We start from the raw sequence: 18715 nt of genomic DNA, 5'->3' as shown, positions 1-18715 counted from the left end.
GAGCAGAGCCTACTCCGCCTGCCGTTCCTGACTTTCGGGGTCGGGCGACTTGAGGAAGATGGACGCTTCCTTGGACTGGAACAGCGTGCGGTACTGCTCGTACTGCCTGAGGGCGTCGTCGATGATCTGGTCCCGCTGCAGCCCCATGATGTCGTAGCCGATCGAGCCGTCCGAGAACTCGGTGCGCGCGACCCACACATAGGGCCGCCGGCGTTCGGCACCCATCAGGTCCGAGGCGGAAAAGGCGGCCGTCAGCTCGCGGACGGGGCGCACGCCATAGACGAAGTTTCGCACGTTCTCGGCGGGGACCGTCAGGATCACGGCGCCCGATGGGTCGCGCGACAGGGTCGCCTCCTGCCCGCGTGCGCGCATTTCATCTGCCACTTCGCCCAGGGCCGGCTCGGCAATTTCGGCGATATAGCGTTTGACGTCCTTCTCGCCCGGCTCGTGCAGGATGTGGGCCAGGCGCTTGCGCCAGGGCAGGTTGGCGGTGGGGCGCGCGTTAACCGATTGCTGCGCGGACCGGCTCGCCACGTCGGCCTGCAGGCCGCGAATGAGGCCGAAGACGATCAGTATCATGACCAGGGTGAAGGGCAGCGCCGCGATCAGCGTCATGGTCTGGAGCGCCGACAGGCCGCCCGCCAGGAGCAGCAGGGCGGCGCTGATGCCCTCGATGGCGCACCAGTAGATCCGCTGCCAGACCGGCGTATCGGACTTGCCGCCCGAGGCGATCGTATCGACCACGAGCGAACCCGAATCCGCCGAGGTCACGAAGAAGACGGCCACGAGCAGGACGGCCAGGGCCGAAGTCACTCCGCTCAGGGGCAACAGCTCGAGGAACTGGAAGAGCGCCACGGGCACGTTCTCATTGACGGCGCGCGACACCTCCCCCGCGGCCCGCCCCATATCGAGCCAGATGGCAGTATTGCCGAACACCGTCATCCACATGAAGGTCATGGCCGAGGGGACCAGCAGTACGCCGATCACGAACTCCCTGATGGTGCGGCCACGCGAGATGCGGGCGATGAACATGCCCACGAAAGGCGACCAGGCGATCCACCAGGCCCAATAGAACAGCGTCCAGGCGCCCATCCAGTGGCGCGGCTCATAGGCATAGAGATTGAAGGTGCGGCTGAAGAAGCTGTCGAGGTAATTGCCCAGGTTCTGCGCGAAGGCCTTGAGCAGGAAACCCGTCGGCCCCACGAACAGCACGAACAGCATCAGGACCAGCGCCAGGATCAGGTTGAGCTCGGAGAGGCGACGGATACCCTTGTCGAGCCCGCTCACGACCGAGAGCGTGGCCAGGCCGATGACCACGAAGATGAGCACGAGCTGGAACCAGGCCTCCTGCGGCAGGCCGAACAGGTAGCCCAGGCCGGCATCGATCTGGAGAACGCCGAGCCCGAGTGAGGTGGCGATGCCGAAGATGGTGCTGACCACCGCGAAGATATCGACGACATTGCCGATCGTGCCTTTGATGCGCTCGCCGAACAGCGGGTAAAGGCCGGAACGGATGGTCAGCGGCAGGTTGTAGCGGAAGCTGAAATAGGCCAGCGACAGGCCCACCACCGCATAGACCGCCCAGGCATGCACGCCCCAATGGAAGAAGGTGATCACCATCGCCTCGCGCGCCGCGTCCAGCGACATCGGCTGCGCTTCGGGAGGCGCGGAAAAATGCTGGATCGGCTCGGCCACCGCAAAGAACATGAGGCCGATGCCCATCCCCGCCGCAAACAGCATGGCGACCCAGGAGAGGTAGGAGAATTCCGGCCTCGCATCGTCCGGCCCGAGGCGAAGGTTGCCGTAGCGGCTGAGCGCCACGAACAGCACGGCGAACAGGAACCCCGCGACGGCCAGGATATAGAGCCAGCCTAGGGAATCGGAAATCCAGGTCTGGATCGCCGAAAAGAACCGCTCGGCCCCCTCGGGGACCAGGATGCCGACGATCAGGAAGACCGCAATTATCGCGCTCGCGCCGAAGAAGACGACCGGATTGATACTCTTTGTCACCGCCAGTCCCTGCACTCCCTACGGACGCTAAACCCTTGGGACGCCATCGCGTTCCCTCGAGCAGTCATCCTCGCCTGCGATCCTCGGGGTGAACCCCGCGATTTCGCGGAACGCGAACCGTTTTCCATGGCCGCGCCGGCCCATAAACTTGACATCACAGATCAAATTTGATGTGACGCTCCTAATTATTGACTCTGAAAATCATATTTCGGATGAGCGCTCCCATGAATACGGGGATCTCACCATAGCCGCCCTCTCCCGCGTCTCCCTGCTTTCCATTCCGGTCGCCCTCGAAAACCTCGTTCCCATACTCGAGGCCGCCGCCGACGGCGACCCGACGACGGTGGTGCCGGACGCGCGCCGGTAACACGCAAACCCACCCGCTCCCCCTGAGGATCTCATTGCAATGAACCTGCTCAAGCCCGGCGCCCTGGCACTGGCCCTGGCATTGGCCGCACCGGCCTTCGCCCAGGAAACGCGCTCCTTCACCGCCGCCAACGGCACCTTCGAAATCCCCGTCGCTCCGCAGCGCATCGTGGCCCTCAACGACCAGATCGTGGCGCTGCCGCTCTACGAACTGGGCGCTCCGGTGGTGGGCAGCGCCGGGTGCGTCGATGCGGATGGCAATTTCTACATGCGCGGCGGCATGGATACGCCGGGCATCGATTATGCGAACACCGACATCAAATATGTGGGGGGCTTTAACGGGCTCGACGTCGAGGCCATCGCCGCGCTCCAGCCCGATCTCATCATCGGCGGCACCTATACCGATACGGCTGTCATCGAGCAGCTTGAAGCGCAAGGGCGTCACTTATGCCCAGCTAGTCGAGAAGCAGGCGGCTATTGGCATTGACGAAAAAGAGGCCAACGTGCGGAATAAGCTCTCTCGGGGCAAATTCACGGCGGCGTTTTTCCTGCAATGTCTGGCGGCAATAGAAGCGACCGATCTGCGCTTGTAGTTTTGGGGCTGCTTGTAGGCAGCGTCATTCTTGTGTCGGCGCTTGGACTTTTAGCGCGATACAGCGCGCCCAATCCAATATCCCAAACCAACAGCAGCGGTGCACAAGCCAGCTATGGAGAGCGCGGCCCATCCGAAGGGTATTGGATGCCCGAGGTTTCGGCGCGCGATACGTACGCCCAATGGGCCATGACCGGCTTCGCCCTTGTCGCTACCATCATCAGCGTAGTGGGCGTGGTCCTTCTGCGGCGCACCTTCGAGGAAACCAAGCGTACCGCTGACGCCGCGATCAAGTCGGAACAAACCGCTAGAGACATCGGGCAAGCCCAGACTAGGGCGTATTTGAGTTGCGTCGGTGGCAGCTACACGGTGGTGAACCAACTCTGCGTCATCAACCTCAACATCCGCAACTATGGCGCATCTCCATCCCCTAGCGCAGTCGTATTCGGGAGCTTGATCGTTCCGAACTTGCACAGTACTAGCCCAATGGATGGCTTCCTGCGAACAGAGGCTAAAACAGCTGAACTCTTCAGCATCCCTGCTGGTGGTGAGTCTGAAGCGACGCTCCCGCTGCAAATATCGTTCCCCACAAAGGTTCGCCAAGAGCTGTTCGACGGAGAGTGGTACGTAAGCGCGGACTGTGTTTTGCAGTGGGTGGATGTTTTCAAAGATACCCAGACGATCAACTTTTTCTTGATCGAAACCAGCCGGTCCTTTGAACGCGGTGAAAACCTCCCTGCCCGTCGCGTTGGAAGCATGAAAGCAACCAACGTACGACCAAACCAGCAACGCCAAGAGTAGGCGATTCACAACCGGCCCCCGGCTTGGTGCGTTTGATACATAAGGCTGCTTCGGCTCGACCATGACCGGGCTCGAACTGGCGCTCGAACTGGTCGAGAGCCACGTCGCCGGCCGCGCGGTCACGCCCCTGCAGAAGTAAGGCCCGGCGCCGGGGCGCGCTCGGAAGACCGCTTCGTCCTTGCCGTAGCGAGGCGCAGGACGTTGCCGGTTACGAGGAGCACCGGCTTGCCCAGGTCGATTGCCACCGCGCCGGCGCACAATTGCGCCAGGTCGAGATGAGTGATCGTCTCGCCCGGGCGGCTGATGTCGCTGGCGATGGCAACCGGCGTGCCCGGCGCCATGCCGCTGGCCAGAAGCCTTTGGGCGATGGCGGCGGCGTTGCGGCCGGCCATGTAGTAGACATGGGTGGTCGCCGGATCGCTGAGGGCTTGCCAGTCCAGGGTCTCCGGCAAGCCGCCGTGGCGCGAGTGGCCGGTGACGAAGCGCACCGACTGGGCATGATCCCGGTGGGTCAGCGGCACCCCGAGCGAGGCCGCCAGCGCCAGGGCGGCGCTGATGCCGGGCACTATCTCGACCGGGATGTTCGCCGCCTCGAGCGCCGCGATCTCCTCCCCGGCACGCCCGAAGATCATGGGGTCGCCGGACTTGAGGCGCACCACGTGCCGGCCTTGCTTCGCCAGCGCGATCATCATGGCATTGATATCCTGCTGCTTGCAGCTGGGCCGGCCGCCGCGCTTGCCCACGAGGATGCGTCCCGCCTCGCGCCGGGCGAGTTCGAGGACTTCGTCCGACACCAGGTCGTCGAAAAGGATGACATCGGCCGCCTGCAGGGCGCGCACGGCCTTGAGCGTGAGATATTCCGCCTCCCCCGGCCCGGCGCCCACGAGGGTCACCTTGCCCGCCTTGGCCGTCGCCGCTTCGGCAAGCCAGGGGGTCACGGCGTCAGGCGAGGGTGTTTGGACAAAGGCCGCGTCGGAGAGCCTTTCCCAGAAGGCGCGGCGTTGCGGGCCGTGGTCGAGCAGGGCCGCGACCTTGCCGCGCACGGTCCTGGCGATCTCGCCCCAGCCCGCAAGGGAAGCGGGCAGCAGCGTCTCGATGCGCCGGCGCACCGCCTGGCCGAGAATGGGCGCCGTCCCGGTGGTGGAAATACCCACGACCACGGGCGAGCGGTTGACGATCGAGCCGAACTGGAAGCTGCAGAAGCCGGGCTTGTCGATGACGTTGACGGGCACGCCCGCCGCCCTGCCATGGGCGGCGAAGGCCGGGGCCTCCGCCTCCTCGCAATCGGCGACGGCCATGGCCAGCGCCGACCAGTCGGCATCGCGCCAGTGCGTCTGGACAAGCTCGACCCGACCGGAGCTGATGAGCGCGAGCATTTGCGGTTCGCAGTCCGCCATTGACGCATGGACCGCGACCCGCGCGCCGGCCGCCGCCAGCAGTTCCGCCTTCCAGGCGGCGGCATCCGAGCCGCCGCCAACCAGCACGGGCCTGCCGGCGAGGGTAAAGAAGACCGGCAGCGTGGCGAGGTCGGCCATGCGGGGCGAAGCGGTTTCGGCGCGTGGCGCGGGCACGATATGCATCTGTCGGTCTCCCCGGGTTGCGATGGTTATTCGGCAGCGACGGGAACGACGTTGTCGGTGCCGCGGGCGACGGCGGGGGTGCGTGCCGGAGCCGTGCGCGAGTGGGTGGCGTAAAGGGTGAGGCCGACGAAGGTCAGGCCACCGACGAGGTTGCCGGCGACGGTCGGGATCTCATTCCAGATCAGGTAGTCCATGATGGAGAAGTTGCCGCCGAGCATGAGGCTCGAGGGGAACAGGAACATGTTCACCACCGAGTGCTCGAAGCCCATGTAGAAGAAGAGCATGATCGGCATCCACATGCCGATGACCTTGCCCGGGACGGTGGTGGACATCATGGCCGCGACGACGCCGGTCGAGACCATCCAGTTGCAGAGCACGCCGCGGATGAAGAGCGTCAGCATGCCGGCGGCGCCGTGGGCGGCGTAGCCGAGGGTGCGGCCCTCCCCGATATGGCCGATCTTCTCGCCCACCGCGTCGGGCGCCTGGGTGAAGCCGAAGGTCACGATCACCGCCATCATCAGGGCGACCAGCAGCGCGCCGGCGAAATTGCCGGTAAAGACCAGGCCCCAGTTGCGCAGCACCCCGCCCAGCGTCACGCCGGGCCGGCGGTCGATCAGGGCGAGCGGGGAGAGCGTGAAGACCCCGGTCAGCAGGTCGAACCCCATCAGGTAGAGGAGGCAGAAGCCGACCGGAAACAGCACGGCGCCGAGCAGCGGCTGGCCCGTCTGTACGTTGATGGTGATGGCAAAGGCGGCCGCCAGCGCCAGGATGGCGCCGGCCATGAAGGCGCGGATCAGCGTGTCGCGGGTGGACATGAAGATCTTGGCCTCGCCGGCGTCGACCATCTTGGTCACGAATTCCTTGGGGGCAACATAGGCCATTGGAAGTCTCCTGGGTTTGTCGTGTGTTGAGGGATCAGGCGGCGGTGGCCGCCAGAAGCGTGGATGCGTCGATGAAGAGCCGGCCGTCCTGGGTGCGCATGGGATAGGTGCGCACCGCACCCTCGTCGGCGCCCTGGGCCTGGCCGGTTTCGAGCGAGAACACCCAGTTGTGCAGCGGGCAGGTGACCTGGGCGCCGTGGACGATGCCCTGGCTGAGGGGCCCACCCCTGTGGGGGCACCTGTCGTCGATGGCGAACACCTCGTCGGCGGCGGTGCGGAAGACGGCGACGCGGCCCATGGGCGTGGTGATGCAGCGCGCGCCGCGGCGGGGAATGTCGGCGAGCGCGCCGATCTCGATCCAGGTGATGGTGCTCATCTCGGTCATGGCGCTCACTCCGCCGCCTCGAGCATGGCGAACTCGGCCATGGCCGCGAATTCGTGCGCGTCCTTGCCGTTGACGCGCTCCTCCCACGGGTCGACCTGGGCGAACTGCTGGGAATGGACGAAGCGCTCGTAGAGCTGGCGGCGCCGCGCCGGATCCTCCACCACCGCCGCCTTGATCGAGGCAATGCCGACACGCTTCATCCACTTGTGGATGCGCTCGAGATAGCGGCCCTGCTCGCGGTAGAGCTGGGTGAGGGCGGCGATGATCTCGATGGTCTCGTCTTCCGTGCCGGCATGGCAGAGGATTTCGGTGCCGCGGATTTCGAGCCCCGCCGCGCCCCCGAAGTGGATCTCGTATCCCGATTCCACGCAGACGACGCCGATATCCTTGCAGGTCGCCTCGGCGCAGTTGCGCGGGCAGCCGGAGACGGCGAGCTTGAGCTTGGCGGGCGTCCAGGAGCCCCACATGAACTTTTCGATCCTGATGCCGAGCCCGGTCGAATCCTGGGTGCCAAACCGGCACCAGTCCGAGCCGACGCAGGTCTTGACCGTGCGCAAGCCCTTGGCGTAGGCGGCGCCCGACACCATGCCGGCGGCATTGAGGTCGGCCCAGACGGCGGGCAGGTCTTCCTTGCGGATGCCGAGCAGGTCGATGCGCTGGCCGCCGGTGACCTTGATGGTGGGAATTTCGAACTTGTCGGCGACATCGGCTATGGCGCGCAATTCCCGGGCATTGGTGATGCCGCCGAACATGCGCGGCACCACCGAATAGGTGCCGTCTTTCTGGATGTTGGCGTGCACGCGCTCGTTGATGAAGCGGGACTGTCCATCGTCCTCGTACTGGCCCGGCCAGGAGGCGATAAGGTAATAGTTGAGCGCCGGCCGGCACTTGGCGCAGCCGCACGAAGTCTTCCAGCCCAGCTCCTGCATCACGGCGGGAATGGACTTGAGCTCCTGCGCCACGATGAGGCGCCGCACTTCGTCATGGCCGAGGTCCGTGCATTGGCACATGGGCTGGATGGCGGCGGGGTTATAGGCGTCGCCCAGCGTCGCCATCAGCAGCTTCTCGACCAGGCCCGTGCACGAGCCGCACGAGGCCGAGGCCTTGGTGTGGGCGCGCACGTCGTCGAGCGAGGTCAACCCCTTGGCCGCGATCGCATCGGTGATCCTGCCCTTGCACACGCCGTTGCAGCCGCAGATTTCCGCATCGGCCGGCAGCGCGGTGACGGCGGCCAGGGGATCGGCGAGGGCATCGCCGCCATAGGACTGGCCGTAGATCAGGGTGTCGCGCATCTGCGAGACGTCGGTACCGCGCTTGATGAGATCGAAGAACCAGGCGCCGTCGCCGGTTTCGCCGTAGAGCACCGTGCCCACCACCTGGTTGCCGGCCAGCACCACGCGCTTGTAGATGCCCGAGGCGGCATTGCGCAGGACGATTTCCTCGCGCCCCTCGCCCTCGCCGAAATCGCCGGCCGAATAGAGACTGACGCCGGTGACCTTGAGCTGGGTGGCGGTCTTGGGGGCGACAAAGCCGGCCGTCTCGCCCACGAGCGTCCTGGCCGCTACCCGGGCCATGTCGTAGAGCGGCGCGACGAGGCCGTAGACGGCGCCGGCATGCTCGGCGCATTCGCCCAGCGCCAGGATATCGGGGTCCGAAGTGCGCATGGCGTCGTCGACCACGACGCCGCGCTGCACCTCGATGCCGGCGTCGGTGGCCAGCCGCGTCTCGGGCCGGATGCCGGCGGCCATCACCACCAGGTCGGCCTCATGGATGGTGCCGTCTTCGAGCAGCACCGCCTCGACGCGGTCGCGCCCCAGGATGGCCTTGGTCTGGGCGCGGCACTGCACCTTGATGCCGCGGCCGGTCAGTTCGCGTTCGAGCAGGTAGCCGGCGGCGGGATCGAGCTGGCGCTCCATCAGGTGGCCGGCAAGGTGCAGCACCACCACGTTCATGCCGCGCCCGCGCAGGGCTGCCGCGGCCTCGAGGCCCAGAAGTCCGCCACCGATGACGACGACACGCGCGCCCGGTCGAGCCGCGATCGCGAGCATCGCCTCCACGTCGTCGAGGTCGCGGAAAGCGTGGACGCCGGGCAGGTCGCGGCCGGCGACGGGCAGGATGAAGGGAGCGGAGCCGGTGGCGATGACCAGCTTGTCGTAGGGCGTCTCGACGCCGTTGGCGAACACCGTCCTGGCGTGCCGGTCGATCTTGGTCACCGCATGCCCGAAGCGGCAGTCGACCCCGTTGGCCGCATACCAGGCGGCGTCATGGGTGACGATGTCCTCGTAGCGCTTCTCGCCCGCCAGGACCGGGGAGAGCATGATGCGGTTGTAGTTGCCGCGCGGCTCGGCGCCGAACAGGGTCACCTCGAAATCGTGGGCGGTTTCGAAGAGATGGTCGAGCATGCGCCCGGAGGCCATGCCCGCTCCGATGATGACGAGTTTTTCGCTCATGTGATCGTGTGCTCTCCTGGTGCGGAGCCTGTCCGCGGGCCAAAAACGAAAACGCCGCCAACCGTCACGACCCGTCCTCCCCTCGGGGAGAGACAGTCTTGATGGTTGGCGGCGTTGCCAGATGTGTCGGCGCCCGCCATTGGACGCCGGAATGTCATTGCGCCTGAGCGCTCGCAATCAGCATTGCAGGAAGCGTGCCAGATGCAGCGCCGGGAACAATTCCATTTCTTCTCAATGCGATAGAGGGATCGGGCCGTGATCGCCCTTATCGGCAGGGCCGGTCGGCAGCGCCCAAGCGGGCAGCAAACTGCCTATATTATGCGCATTATTGCTTTTGGCTCATAATGTAGTCATCGAGTTTGTCGGGGTCGAAGCGCGTCCCGTCGAAGAAGCCATCGGGCCCCAGCGTGAGCGTGCCGCCGGCGGCGCCCACCACGGTGGGCTCGCTCAGCGCGCCCTCGACCTTGGCATTGGCGGAGGGCACGGCGATCCCCTGGCCGGCGAGGGCGGCGCGGAAGAGGTCGGGCCGATAGCTCGCCCGGGCCTTGGCGGCGTTCTCGGGCGTGTGCTCGACCTGCCCCCAGCGCACCATCTGGGAATAGAACCACATGGCATGGCTGATCCAGGGGAAGTTCGCCGCGCGCTGGAAGGGCACGAAGAACTCCTTGACCTCATGCTCCTCGCCGGGCCCGAAGAGCAGGCGCCCGGATAGCGGGCGCAGCAGGAGGTCGGCCGGCAATCCCAGGCGGTCGTCGCGGGCAAGGATCTCGGCCAGGGTCGGCAGGTTGTCCGGGTCTCCGCACCATCGGGCGGCGCGGGTCAGCGCGCGGATGAGGGCGGCCAGCTGCTCGGGGTAGCGGTTGGCCCATTGGGCGCGGGTGCCGAGCACCTTTTCCGGGCTCAGGCGCCAGATGGCCGACTTGGTGGTGACGACGCGGCCGATGCCGCGGGCCACGGCCACCGAGTTGAACGGCTCGCCCACGCAATAGGCGTCGGTGCGGCGCGCCGCCAGGGCATCGGGCTGGAAGGGCGGCGGCACGATGAGGATTTCGACATCCCGGTCCGGGTCGATGCCGGAGGCCGCCAGCCAGTAACGCAGTTCGTAATTGTGCCCGCTCTCGCGGTGCACCACGCCGAAGCGCAGGCTGGGCAGGTTCTGTTCGGCACGCTCGGCGACGACCCGGCGCAGCGCCTCCCCGGTGCCCCGGGCGGAACCGTCCGAGGGCGCGCCGGCGGCCAGCATCTGCTCCCAGAGCGCGTTGGAGACGGTTATGGCATTGCCCCCCAGCCCCAGCGCCATCGGCGCGATCAGCGGTACGTCGAGAGGCGTCAGGCCCAGGTTGGCGCTGAGCGGCATCGGCCCGAGCATGTGGGCGGCGTCGAAGTGACCGATGGCGACCCGGTCGCGGATATTGGCCCAGGAACTTTCACGCACGAGCTTGAGGGTCAGCCCTTCGGCTTCGGCAAAGCCCATTTCCTGGGCGGCCACCAGCACGGCGCTGTCGAGCAGGGGCACGAAACCCACGGTGATCTTGGTCAGCCCCATGCGCGCTCTCCTATGACCCCAACAATTCGGCCGCCGTCACCAGGCTCTGGGCGATCTCGGCAATCTTGCGGTTCTGGTTCATCGCCGTCGTGCGCAGCAGCGCATAGGCTTCCTCTTCGGAAACGCCGCGCGTGCGCATCAGAATGCCCTTGGCCTTGTCGATGATCTTGCGGCCCTGAAGCTCGGAACGGGCGGCTTCGAGTTCTTCCTGCATGCGCGAAAAGGCGCGGAAACGCAGGATCGCCATGTCCAGGATGGGTTTGACGCGATCCTTGCGCAGGCCATCGACGACATAGGCCGAGACCCCGGCATCCACCGCGGCCTCGATGGAACTGAGGTCGGCCTTGTCCACGAACATGGCGATGGGGCGCTTGAGGCTGCGCGAAAGCGAAAAGAAGTGCTCGAGCACGTCGCGGTTCGGATTTTCGAGGTCGATGATGACCACGTCGGGCGCGATGGCGCCGATCTGGCCGGCGACGTCATCGATCTCGGTAATCACCCGCACCCGATCATGCCCGGCCTCCCGCAACCCCGCCTCGATGATCGAAGCGCGAATGGCGTTGTCATCGATAACGAGGATCGAAAGCGTGTCGGGCATGGCGTCTTATTGCCCGAAATCTTCCAGCGGGCAATTGCCGAGCCCGGCACGGCGGTGGCGAATGGGCGTTCGCCACCCCATGGACGATGGCGGGCGCCGGGCAGCGCCCTACCGTCAAGCGTGCTGGGAAAGGATCAGGTCGGCGACCTTCTCGGCCACCATGATCGTGGGAATATTGAGGTTGGCGCGGGGCGCCGTCGGCATGATCGAGGCATCGGCGACGCGCAGGCCCTCGATACCGTGCACCCGCGCACTGCGCGGGTCGACAACCGCGTCGCGATCGTCGCCCGGCCCCATCCTGCAGGTGCCGCAGACGTGCCATTGGCCGAAGGCGTTGGCCTTGACGTAGTCCTCGATCATGTCCTGGTCGGTGAGCAATTGCCTGAGCGTCATGCCGGTCGCCACTGCGACATCGAAGAACACCCGGCGGGCCGGCGGCAGGATGTCGATCACCGCCGCCACCGGGGCGGTGATGATGAAGTTGCGCAGCGTCTGCCGGCCGAGCGACTTGGCAAAGCCGGTGTAGCTCGAAGGGCTGGGCAGTTCGAGATATTGCTTCATGGCGTCGGCCGCGTAGATGCGGGCCATCAGGTGGATGGCGCCGACCAGGCGCTGCAGGTCGCGGCTGTCGCTGAGGTAGTTGAGATCGACCAGCGGCTCGACGCGCGGGTCCGAGCTCACCAGTTCCACGTGACCGCGCGACTCCGCCTTGTTGATCCAGCCGAGCATCGAGGCGATGCGGATGCCCAGCGGGTGCCAGGCCGATTTGGCCGCCAGCATCATGAACATGTCGGAGGGACCGCATCCCTCAACGCCCGAACTGTACCGCAGCCCGAGGTGAATGTGGCGGCGCGTGTGCTTGAGACGGGCCCCGGGCTTGATATAGGCCGAGAGCGAGGTGCCGGGGTGCTCCTGCAGGTTCGCGCCGACGCCCGGGAGGTCGATGACGACCTCCGTTCCGACCTTGCGCAGCGCCACTGCGGGCCCGATGCCCGAGCGCATCAGCAGGGCCGGCGAATGGAGCGCGCCCGAGGAGACCACCACTTCCCTGGCCGCGATGAGTTCCTCCTTGCCCGCCCGCTCGACCCGAACGCCGGTGACCGTGGTGCCGGAGATGACGAGCTGGAGCACGTGGGTGTCAGCGAGGATGGTGAGGTTGGGCCGTGCGCGCGTCGCGGCATCGAGATAGCCCATCGCCGTCGAGACGCGGTGCAGGCCGCGATTGTTGGAGAGCGACATGGGGAAGTGACCGTCCCCGAAGGCGGCGCCGTTCTGGTCCTCCAGTCCCTCGTAGCCGATTTCGGTCATGGCGCGCTCGGCGGCGAGCGAAAGCGCCGGCCATTTTTCGCGCGGGATGCGGTAGATGGGGATGGGGCCGGATTTGCCGTGGAGCGGCCCATCGAAATCGAGGTCGTTTTCGAGGCGCTTGAAGAAGGGCAGCACGCCCGCCCAGTCCCAGCCCTCGCAGCCGAGCCGTGCCCATTCCTCATAGTCGTCCGGCGTGCCACGGTTGGCGATCTGGCCGTTGATGCTCGAGCCGCCGCCCATGAGCTTGGCCTGCTCGTATTTCTTGGGCGCGGGGCGGTTGGGGTTGTTGTGATGGTTGGGCTGCGTCCAGGCCTTCAGGCCCTGCCAGTGGTTGGCCGGATCGTGGGCCGCCTTGCCCGGGTAGGTGTCGCGGATGGCCTCGCCTTCCTCTCCCGGCTTGAGATCGCGCCCGGCCTCGATGAGCAGGACCTTGAGCGAAGGGTTGGCGGAGAGGCGATTGGCCAGCACGCACCCGGCGCTGCCGCCCCCGACGATGATGTAGTCGAACATTGGTCAGTCTTTCTGGCTGTCCGCGACAGGGGCTCCGGCGCCCCAGCGGGAACTGAAATAGGCGGCGGCCGCCTCGGCGACCTCCTGGTCCTGGGCGGTCGAGCCCGAGCTCACCCCCACCGCGCCGACGACGGCGCCGCCGGCCTCGAGCGGGATGCCGCCCGGCAGGGTGGTGAAGCGGCCGCCGACAAGCGCCTGCGCGCCGAAGCCGGGCTGGCCAGGCTGGGTGGCGGGGCCGATGTCCCGGGTGGCCTTGCGGGTCCCTGCCGCAGCGAAGGCCTTGGTGATGGCGATCTCGATCGAGAAGAACTTGGCGCCGTCCATGCGCCGGAAGGCGACGAGGTGACCGGCTTCATCGACGACGGCGATGTTCTGCGGCACGCCCATGGCCGTGGCCCGTTCGCTGGCCGCCGCGATGACGGCCTCGGCCGTGGCGTTGTCGATGCTGAGTTTGGTGAGCACTGCCCTACTCCGAGTAACTGGATGGTCCCGCCTCAGCCCTTGACCGAACCGCTGGTCAGGCCCGAGACGATCTGCCGTCCAAGGACGACGAAGATGACGAGGATGGGAAGGATGCCCAGCATCGCGGCGGCGGTGAGCGGACCCCATTCGCGGCCGAAATAGCCGATGAAGTTGTAGATGGCGGGCTGGAGCGGGCGGAGCGCGGGGTTGTCCACCATCACCGAGCTCGCCACGAACTCGTTCCAGGCGCCCACGAAGGCCAGCACGCCGGCCGCGCCCAGCGCCGGGCGCGAGAGCGGCAGGATGATGCGCACGAGGATTCCCGGCCGGGTGGTGCCGTCCATCACGGCCGCCTCGTCCAGCTCGCGCGGGATGGTCTCGATGGTGCCCTTGATGATCCAGATCGCCATCGGCAACTGGTTGGCGGTGTAGATCAGCGGCAGGGTGAACCAGGCGTTGGTGAGGCCCAGGCGGGTGAAATAGATGTAGTTGGGGATGAGGAGCGCCGCAGCGCCCAGCGAGAGCGGGATCGACGCCACGACCAGCAGCAGCAGGGTGCGCCGGAACGGGAAGACGAAGCGGTCGAAGGCATAGGCCGCCGGCAGCGCCAGGGTCAGCGTCGCCACCACCGTGCCGAGCGCATAGAGCACGGTCACCTGCATATTGCCCAGGAAGCCGCTGGCGATCACCCGCTCGTAGTTCTCGAGCGTCGGCGTGAAGTCGAAGATGGTGGGCGGGTAGCGGAAAAGATCGGGCTCGGACTTGAGCGAGGTGAGGATGCCCCACACCACCGGCACCAGATTAAGGATGCACAGCACGCCGAAGAGCAGGGTGATCGCGACGGCGGAAAGCGGAGGCAGGTGCACTCGCGGGGCGGAGGAGCGGGCCGCCACCGGCGCTTCTGAGGAGATGGCCATGGGCTAGACTTTCCACTTCGAGAGGCGGACATAGGCCAGGACCAGCAGCACATTGCCCGCGAACATGAGGACGGCGAGCGAGCTGGCCGAGCCGAGGTCGTAGTTGATGAAGGCGCGGTCGAACACGTCCATGGGCAGGATGCGGGTTGCCGAGCCGGGGCCGCCGCCGGTGAGCACGAGCGGGGTCTCGACGGTGTTGACCGTGCTGAGCGTCAGGACGATGGTGACGAGGAGCAGCGGGGTCTTGAGGAGCGGCAGCGTGATGGTGCGGAATATCTGCCAGTCGGTCGCTCCGTCGATGCGGGCGGCCTCGTTGTAATCCTCCGGGATGCCCTTGAGGCCGGCCAGGAGGATGATGAGCGCATAGCCGATGCGTTTCCACACCGAGACGGCAATCAGGAAACCCATGGCCCCGTTGGGGTCGTTGAGCGGGTGGATGTCGGGGAAGCCGAAGGTGCGCGCCAGCGAGAGCGCCAGCCCGATATCGTTGAGGAAGACCCAGCGGAAAAGCAGCGTGGCGACCACGGTCGAGATGATCCAGGGGAGGATCACCACCATCTGCGCCACGAATCCGCCGGGGCCCTTGATCGAATGGATCCAGACCGCGAGCGCCAGCGCGATGCTCGTGGTCAGGGCCACCGAGCTGAGGGTAAAGATCACCGTGCGCCAGAGCGTGGCGCCCAGGGCCGGGTCCGAGAGCAGGCGCGCGTAGTTCCCCAGCCCGATGAAGTCGGTCGTCGCACCGTACTGGATGCGGAACAGGCTGAACCAGAAGCCGTAGAAGACTGGCGAAAACAGAACCAGTGTCATCACCGCCAGCGCCGGCAATACATAGGTCAGGGATAAGAGCCGGGATTGCATGGCAACGCCCATAATTGGTCTTGCAGGAATGGTGCGCGCCATGGGGGAGCGCGCACCGGGATCGACACGTCAGCGGTTATTCTGGCGATTGAACTCGTCTTCGGCGTCCTTGAGGGCCTGTTCGACCGGCACCCCGTCCACCAGGATGCGCTGGGCTGCCTTGTTGAGAGCCTGGCGATAGCCACCCACGGAGAAGTCGATCGGGGTCAGCCAGCCATACTTGGAGGCGCCTTCGGCAGCGACGCTGAGATATTCATTGCCCGGCTGGGCGATGAAATCCTGCATCTTGCCCAGGGTCGACAGGAGGCCGGGGACCTGGCCGCCGTCCTGGACCCAGATCGGATCGCCATCGGGCCCGAGCATATATTGGACAAACTGGCCGGCTTCCTGCTTGTGCTGGCTGCCCGACCAGACGCCCACGGCCCAGCCGGCCATGACGGCGGGGGAGTGCTCGACCGTGCCGTTTCCCGGCCAGAAGGCGAGACCGACCTTGTCCTTGCCCAGCTTGGCCTGGAGGGTCGAAACGCGCACGGCAGGTCCCTGGACCATGGCCACGCGGTCGGCGGCGAACTGCTCGAAGAGGTCGTCCACCGTCCAGGACACGGATTCGGCGGGAGACACCTTGTCCTTGGTGATGAGGTCCGTAAGGAACGTCATTGCCGCAACCCCGGTCGGACTGGCGAAATTGGCCTTGCCGTCCGCCTTGAACGGGCTCTCGCCCGCGGCGAGAATCTGGGGGATGACCGGCGAGGGGTCGGCCTGCTGTTCGGAAAGTCCGACGGCGAAGCCATAGCGGGTGACGTTGCCCGAAGCGTCGGTGACGGTGAGCTTCTTGGCCGCGTCGCGGAATTCGTCCCAGGTCTTGAAGCTGTTGGGGTCGATGCCGGCCGCGTCGAGCAGGTCCTTGCGATACATCAGCGAGATGTAGTTTCGCGACACGAAGATGGCGTGCTGCTTGCCATCGACATTGGTCAGGTCCCAATAGGCGCCGGCATTGTCGGCGATGCGCTCGGGGGACCAATCCTTGATGAAGAGCTCGTTGAGGTCGGCGAGCGAGCCGGAACGGATGGCGTCGCCCAGGAAGTCGGTGACGACCCAGATCACGTCAGGGGCGTTGCCGTTGGCGTGGGCAGCCAGGAACTTGGGCGTCATCTGGTCCCAGACCTGCGGCTCGACCAGGATCTTGGTCCCCGGATTGGCCGCTTCAAAATTGGCGATGATCTTGGCCAGCGCGACCTCACGCGGCGCCGTACCCGCGGGGTTTAGGAACGTCCACATCCTTATCGTGGTGTCCTGCGCGAGCGCCACCGAAGCCAGGGTGATACTGAGCATCGATGCCGCCAGGGCCATTGCCAGCCTGCGGGTCGTCTTCATTGGTTTCCTCCTCCAATAGTCGGGCGCCGGTCAGGCGCTCCTGTCCTGCACGATTGCGGCGTGCGCCCTCCGCGCCTCGAGATCCGCAAGTGCATCCTTGAGCGAGCGCGCAAGGTGTTTGCGCGTCGCCCGGTCGAAAGCGACGAAATCGGCGTCGCGAATGGCGTTGATCAGGCCCCAGTGCTCGGCGCTTTCGGCCTCCAGCCGGCCGCGCCAGGTATTCAGGCCCCGTTGGACGAGCGAGCCGGCCACCTTGGTGCGGATGCTCTGGTAGAGCGAGACCAGCACCTCGTTGCCGCTCAGTTCTACGATCCGCGTGTGCAGCCGACCGTTGAGGTCGAGTTTCTGGAGATGGTTGGCGAGCGTCTCGGAAGCTTCCTGCTGACGCTGGAGGCCTGCCAGGTATTCGATGTCGGCATCGCTCACGAGGTTGGCCTTGCGCCGTGCGATCGCCAGTTCGCCCGCGGTGAGTTCGAGCCCCTGTCGCACCTGCCAGAGATTGGTCACCTGCCGGGGGTCGGGCGTCCTCACGTGGAAGCCGCGCCGCTGCACGCCTTCGACGAACCCGTCGGCAGCCAGCTGCATCAGGGCCTCGCGCACCGGTGTCATCGAGACGCCGAGCTGCTCTGCGAGGCGCTCGGGATAGAGACGCGCACCCTCGTCATAGACCCCCTTCATGATCAGGTCGATCAGGGTCAGGCGGACGTTCTCCGCCAGGGTAGCGCCGGGCTCGCCCACGAGCATTACGATTGGGTCGTTTTCGTGCATCCGTTTCTCCTAGGCCGCTGCGTCCAGCCGGTAGCGCTGGAGCTTTTGCATGTCGGGTTCGCCACCGTGGCCTACCCGATCGGATGCAACAAGTGAGCCCTCGACCAGGGCCGTGGGCTCGATGCCCATCTGGTCGCGCAGGGGATTGAGAAGCCGGTTAGCCTCGTAGGAGTGGAAGCCTTTTGCGGCGCGGCCGACATGGACCGAGGCCGCCACGTTGGCGCACCCGCCCACTCCGTGCGGCGCCATGGTGAGGCCGCGTTCGGCGCAAAGCTCGCCCACCGCCATCATGCCCGAGACGCCGCCGCAGCGCCCGATATTGCACTGGAGGATGTCGACCGCATCGGCGGCGAGCAGTTGCCGGTAGGCGCCGATGGCGAATTCGTTCTCGCCCGCCGCGATTGGCACGGGGGAATGGCGCCGGACCTCGGCCAGCGCCTCGGGCGCATCGGGTGGCACGGGTTCTTCGAGCCAGCCGATATCGTGCTGCTTGAGCTCCTTGGCCAGTGCGATCGCGGTCGCAACGTCATAGCCGCAGTTGGCGTCCAGGTAGAGCGGCATGCTGCCGACGGCGGCGCGCGCCGCCTCGATATGGGTCAGGTCGGTCTTGACGCCGCGGCCGACCTTGAGCTTGAAGGCGACATAGCCCTGCTCGACATAGGCCTTGGCGTCGGCAAAGGTCTCGTCCGCCGTGGCACGGAACGGAATGGGGCTCACATAGGTCGCGACCGGTCCGGGCGTTCCGCCCAGAAGCGTGGCCAGCGGCAGCCCTGCGGCGCGGGCCTTGAGATCCCAGAGCGCGATATCGACCCCGCTCAGGGCCTCCATGGCCGGGCCGCGCGTATGCCCCATGGCAAAGAAGTAGTCGTGCAGCGCCCGGGTCATCTCGGCGGGATCGGTGATTTCCATGCCGAGGACGGCAGGTGCCACGACATGATTGACCAGACTGGCCGCCGCCAGCGGATGCGGCAGGCCGAAGCACTCTCCGTAGCCGACAACACCGTCGTCGCTTTCGGCTATGACCATGGTCAGGAACTGGCCGAGCCTGGGGATATTGAGGAAGTGCGCCGCAGGCGTGCGAATGTGGGCTGGCACCTTGTCGGCACCGCCATAGATGTCCGCAAAGGTGGCTTGAAGGGGTACCGCAGTGAGGCGCGTCAGTTTCATCGCTGTTCCTATAATTTATAAATTATAGTCTATATGGAACACGCGAGGGTCGTGTCAAGCAGCTGTTTGAGGGTCTGTAATGCAGGCGCCTTCAAGGCGCCGCCACGGAGAATTTTCCGGGCGAACAGGCCTGAATGTT

The 18715-nt window shown here is 66.1% G+C and carries 18 protein-coding genes; 4 read left to right on the top strand and 14 right to left on the bottom strand.

Features of this window, described 5'->3' with window-relative positions; translation table 11 throughout:
- Positions 1-9 precede the first annotated feature (9 nt).
- Entirely contained in the window at positions 10-2010 is a 2001-nt protein-coding gene (locus FNA67_RS02390) for a BCCT family transporter (RefSeq protein WP_049708284.1), read from the bottom strand.
- A 148-nt stretch (positions 2011-2158) separates the two neighbouring features.
- Between FNA67_RS02390 and FNA67_RS02385 the strand changes: the two genes are divergently transcribed.
- The 4 genes from FNA67_RS02385 to FNA67_RS02370 all read left to right on the top strand — a co-directional run bounded on the left by FNA67_RS02385 (position 2159) and on the right by FNA67_RS02370 (position 3769).
- Positions 2159-2377, top strand: coding sequence for a hypothetical protein (locus FNA67_RS02385; RefSeq protein ID WP_147654922.1), 219 nt, complete (start codon positions 2159-2161; stop codon positions 2375-2377).
- A 39-nt stretch (positions 2378-2416) separates the two neighbouring features.
- On the top strand, positions 2417-2863 hold the full coding sequence (locus tag FNA67_RS02380; protein WP_147654921.1) for an ABC transporter substrate-binding protein: 447 nt from the start codon (positions 2417-2419) through the stop codon (positions 2861-2863).
- Entirely contained in the window at positions 2802-2969 is a 168-nt protein-coding gene (locus tag FNA67_RS22170) for a DUF6471 domain-containing protein (RefSeq protein WP_244616441.1), read from the top strand. Before FNA67_RS02380 ends, FNA67_RS22170 begins: the two co-directional genes overlap by 62 nt.
- A gap of 146 nt (positions 2970-3115) precedes the next feature.
- Positions 3116-3769, top strand: coding sequence for a hypothetical protein (locus FNA67_RS02370; RefSeq protein WP_147654920.1), 654 nt, complete (start codon positions 3116-3118; stop codon positions 3767-3769).
- Between the two features lie 119 nt (positions 3770-3888).
- On the opposite strand, the gene cysG is transcribed toward FNA67_RS02370, so the two are convergent.
- From cysG to FNA67_RS02305, 13 genes are all read right to left on the bottom strand, one after another.
- Positions 3889-5349: a siroheme synthase CysG gene (cysG, locus tag FNA67_RS02365; protein WP_147654919.1), complete on the bottom strand. Its 1461-nt coding sequence runs from the start codon at positions 5347-5349 to the stop codon at positions 3889-3891.
- A gap of 26 nt (positions 5350-5375) precedes the next feature.
- Entirely contained in the window at positions 5376-6230 is an 855-nt protein-coding gene (locus FNA67_RS02360) for a formate/nitrite transporter family protein (protein ID WP_147654918.1), read from the bottom strand.
- A 34-nt stretch (positions 6231-6264) separates the two neighbouring features.
- On the bottom strand, positions 6265-6606 hold the full coding sequence (gene nirD / locus FNA67_RS02355; RefSeq protein ID WP_147658118.1) for a nitrite reductase small subunit NirD: 342 nt from the start codon (positions 6604-6606) through the stop codon (positions 6265-6267).
- Between the two features lie 14 nt (positions 6607-6620).
- Positions 6621-9065: a nitrite reductase large subunit NirB gene (gene nirB, locus FNA67_RS02350; RefSeq protein WP_147654917.1), complete on the bottom strand. Its 2445-nt coding sequence runs from the start codon at positions 9063-9065 to the stop codon at positions 6621-6623.
- A 325-nt stretch (positions 9066-9390) separates the two neighbouring features.
- Complete coding sequence (locus FNA67_RS02345; RefSeq protein WP_147654916.1) at positions 9391-10611, bottom strand: CmpA/NrtA family ABC transporter substrate-binding protein; 1221 nt, start codon at positions 10609-10611, stop codon at positions 9391-9393.
- Between the two features lie 10 nt (positions 10612-10621).
- On the bottom strand, positions 10622-11209 hold the full coding sequence (locus FNA67_RS02340) for an ANTAR domain-containing response regulator (RefSeq protein ID WP_147654915.1): 588 nt from the start codon (positions 11207-11209) through the stop codon (positions 10622-10624).
- Between the two features lie 114 nt (positions 11210-11323).
- Positions 11324-13027 carry a GMC family oxidoreductase gene (locus FNA67_RS02335; protein ID WP_147654914.1) on the bottom strand — a complete coding sequence of 568 codons (1704 nt, stop codon included), beginning with the start codon at positions 13025-13027 and terminating at the stop codon, positions 11324-11326.
- Between the two features lie 3 nt (positions 13028-13030).
- The gene (locus tag FNA67_RS02330) at positions 13031-13489 is read right to left on the bottom strand and encodes a GlcG/HbpS family heme-binding protein (protein ID WP_147654913.1); all 459 of its coding nucleotides are present in this window, start codon (positions 13487-13489) and stop codon (positions 13031-13033) included.
- A gap of 32 nt (positions 13490-13521) precedes the next feature.
- Entirely contained in the window at positions 13522-14406 is an 885-nt protein-coding gene (locus tag FNA67_RS02325) for a carbohydrate ABC transporter permease (protein ID WP_049707548.1), read from the bottom strand.
- Positions 14407-14409: 3 nt separating this feature from the next.
- The gene (locus FNA67_RS02320) at positions 14410-15267 is read right to left on the bottom strand and encodes a carbohydrate ABC transporter permease (protein ID WP_170267182.1); all 858 of its coding nucleotides are present in this window, start codon (positions 15265-15267) and stop codon (positions 14410-14412) included.
- Positions 15268-15336: 69 nt separating this feature from the next.
- Positions 15337-16641 (bottom strand): ABC transporter substrate-binding protein, encoded by a 1305-nt coding sequence (locus tag FNA67_RS02315; RefSeq protein ID WP_147654911.1) that lies wholly within the window; start codon positions 16639-16641, stop codon positions 15337-15339.
- Between the two features lie 30 nt (positions 16642-16671).
- Positions 16672-17409, bottom strand: a complete 738-nt coding sequence (locus FNA67_RS02310; protein ID WP_049707545.1) for a GntR family transcriptional regulator — start codon at positions 17407-17409, stop codon at positions 16672-16674.
- A 9-nt stretch (positions 17410-17418) separates the two neighbouring features.
- Positions 17419-18576 carry a mandelate racemase/muconate lactonizing enzyme family protein gene (locus FNA67_RS02305; RefSeq protein WP_049707544.1) on the bottom strand — a complete coding sequence of 386 codons (1158 nt, stop codon included), beginning with the start codon at positions 18574-18576 and terminating at the stop codon, positions 17419-17421.
- Between the last annotated feature and the right edge of the window lie 139 nt (positions 18577-18715).

Origin of the sequence: Youhaiella tibetensis (assembly GCF_008000755.1) — a bacterium.
Classification (GTDB): domain Bacteria; phylum Pseudomonadota; class Alphaproteobacteria; order Rhizobiales; family Devosiaceae; genus Paradevosia; species Paradevosia tibetensis.
This window is presented reverse-complemented; position numbering and strand designations above follow the sequence as displayed.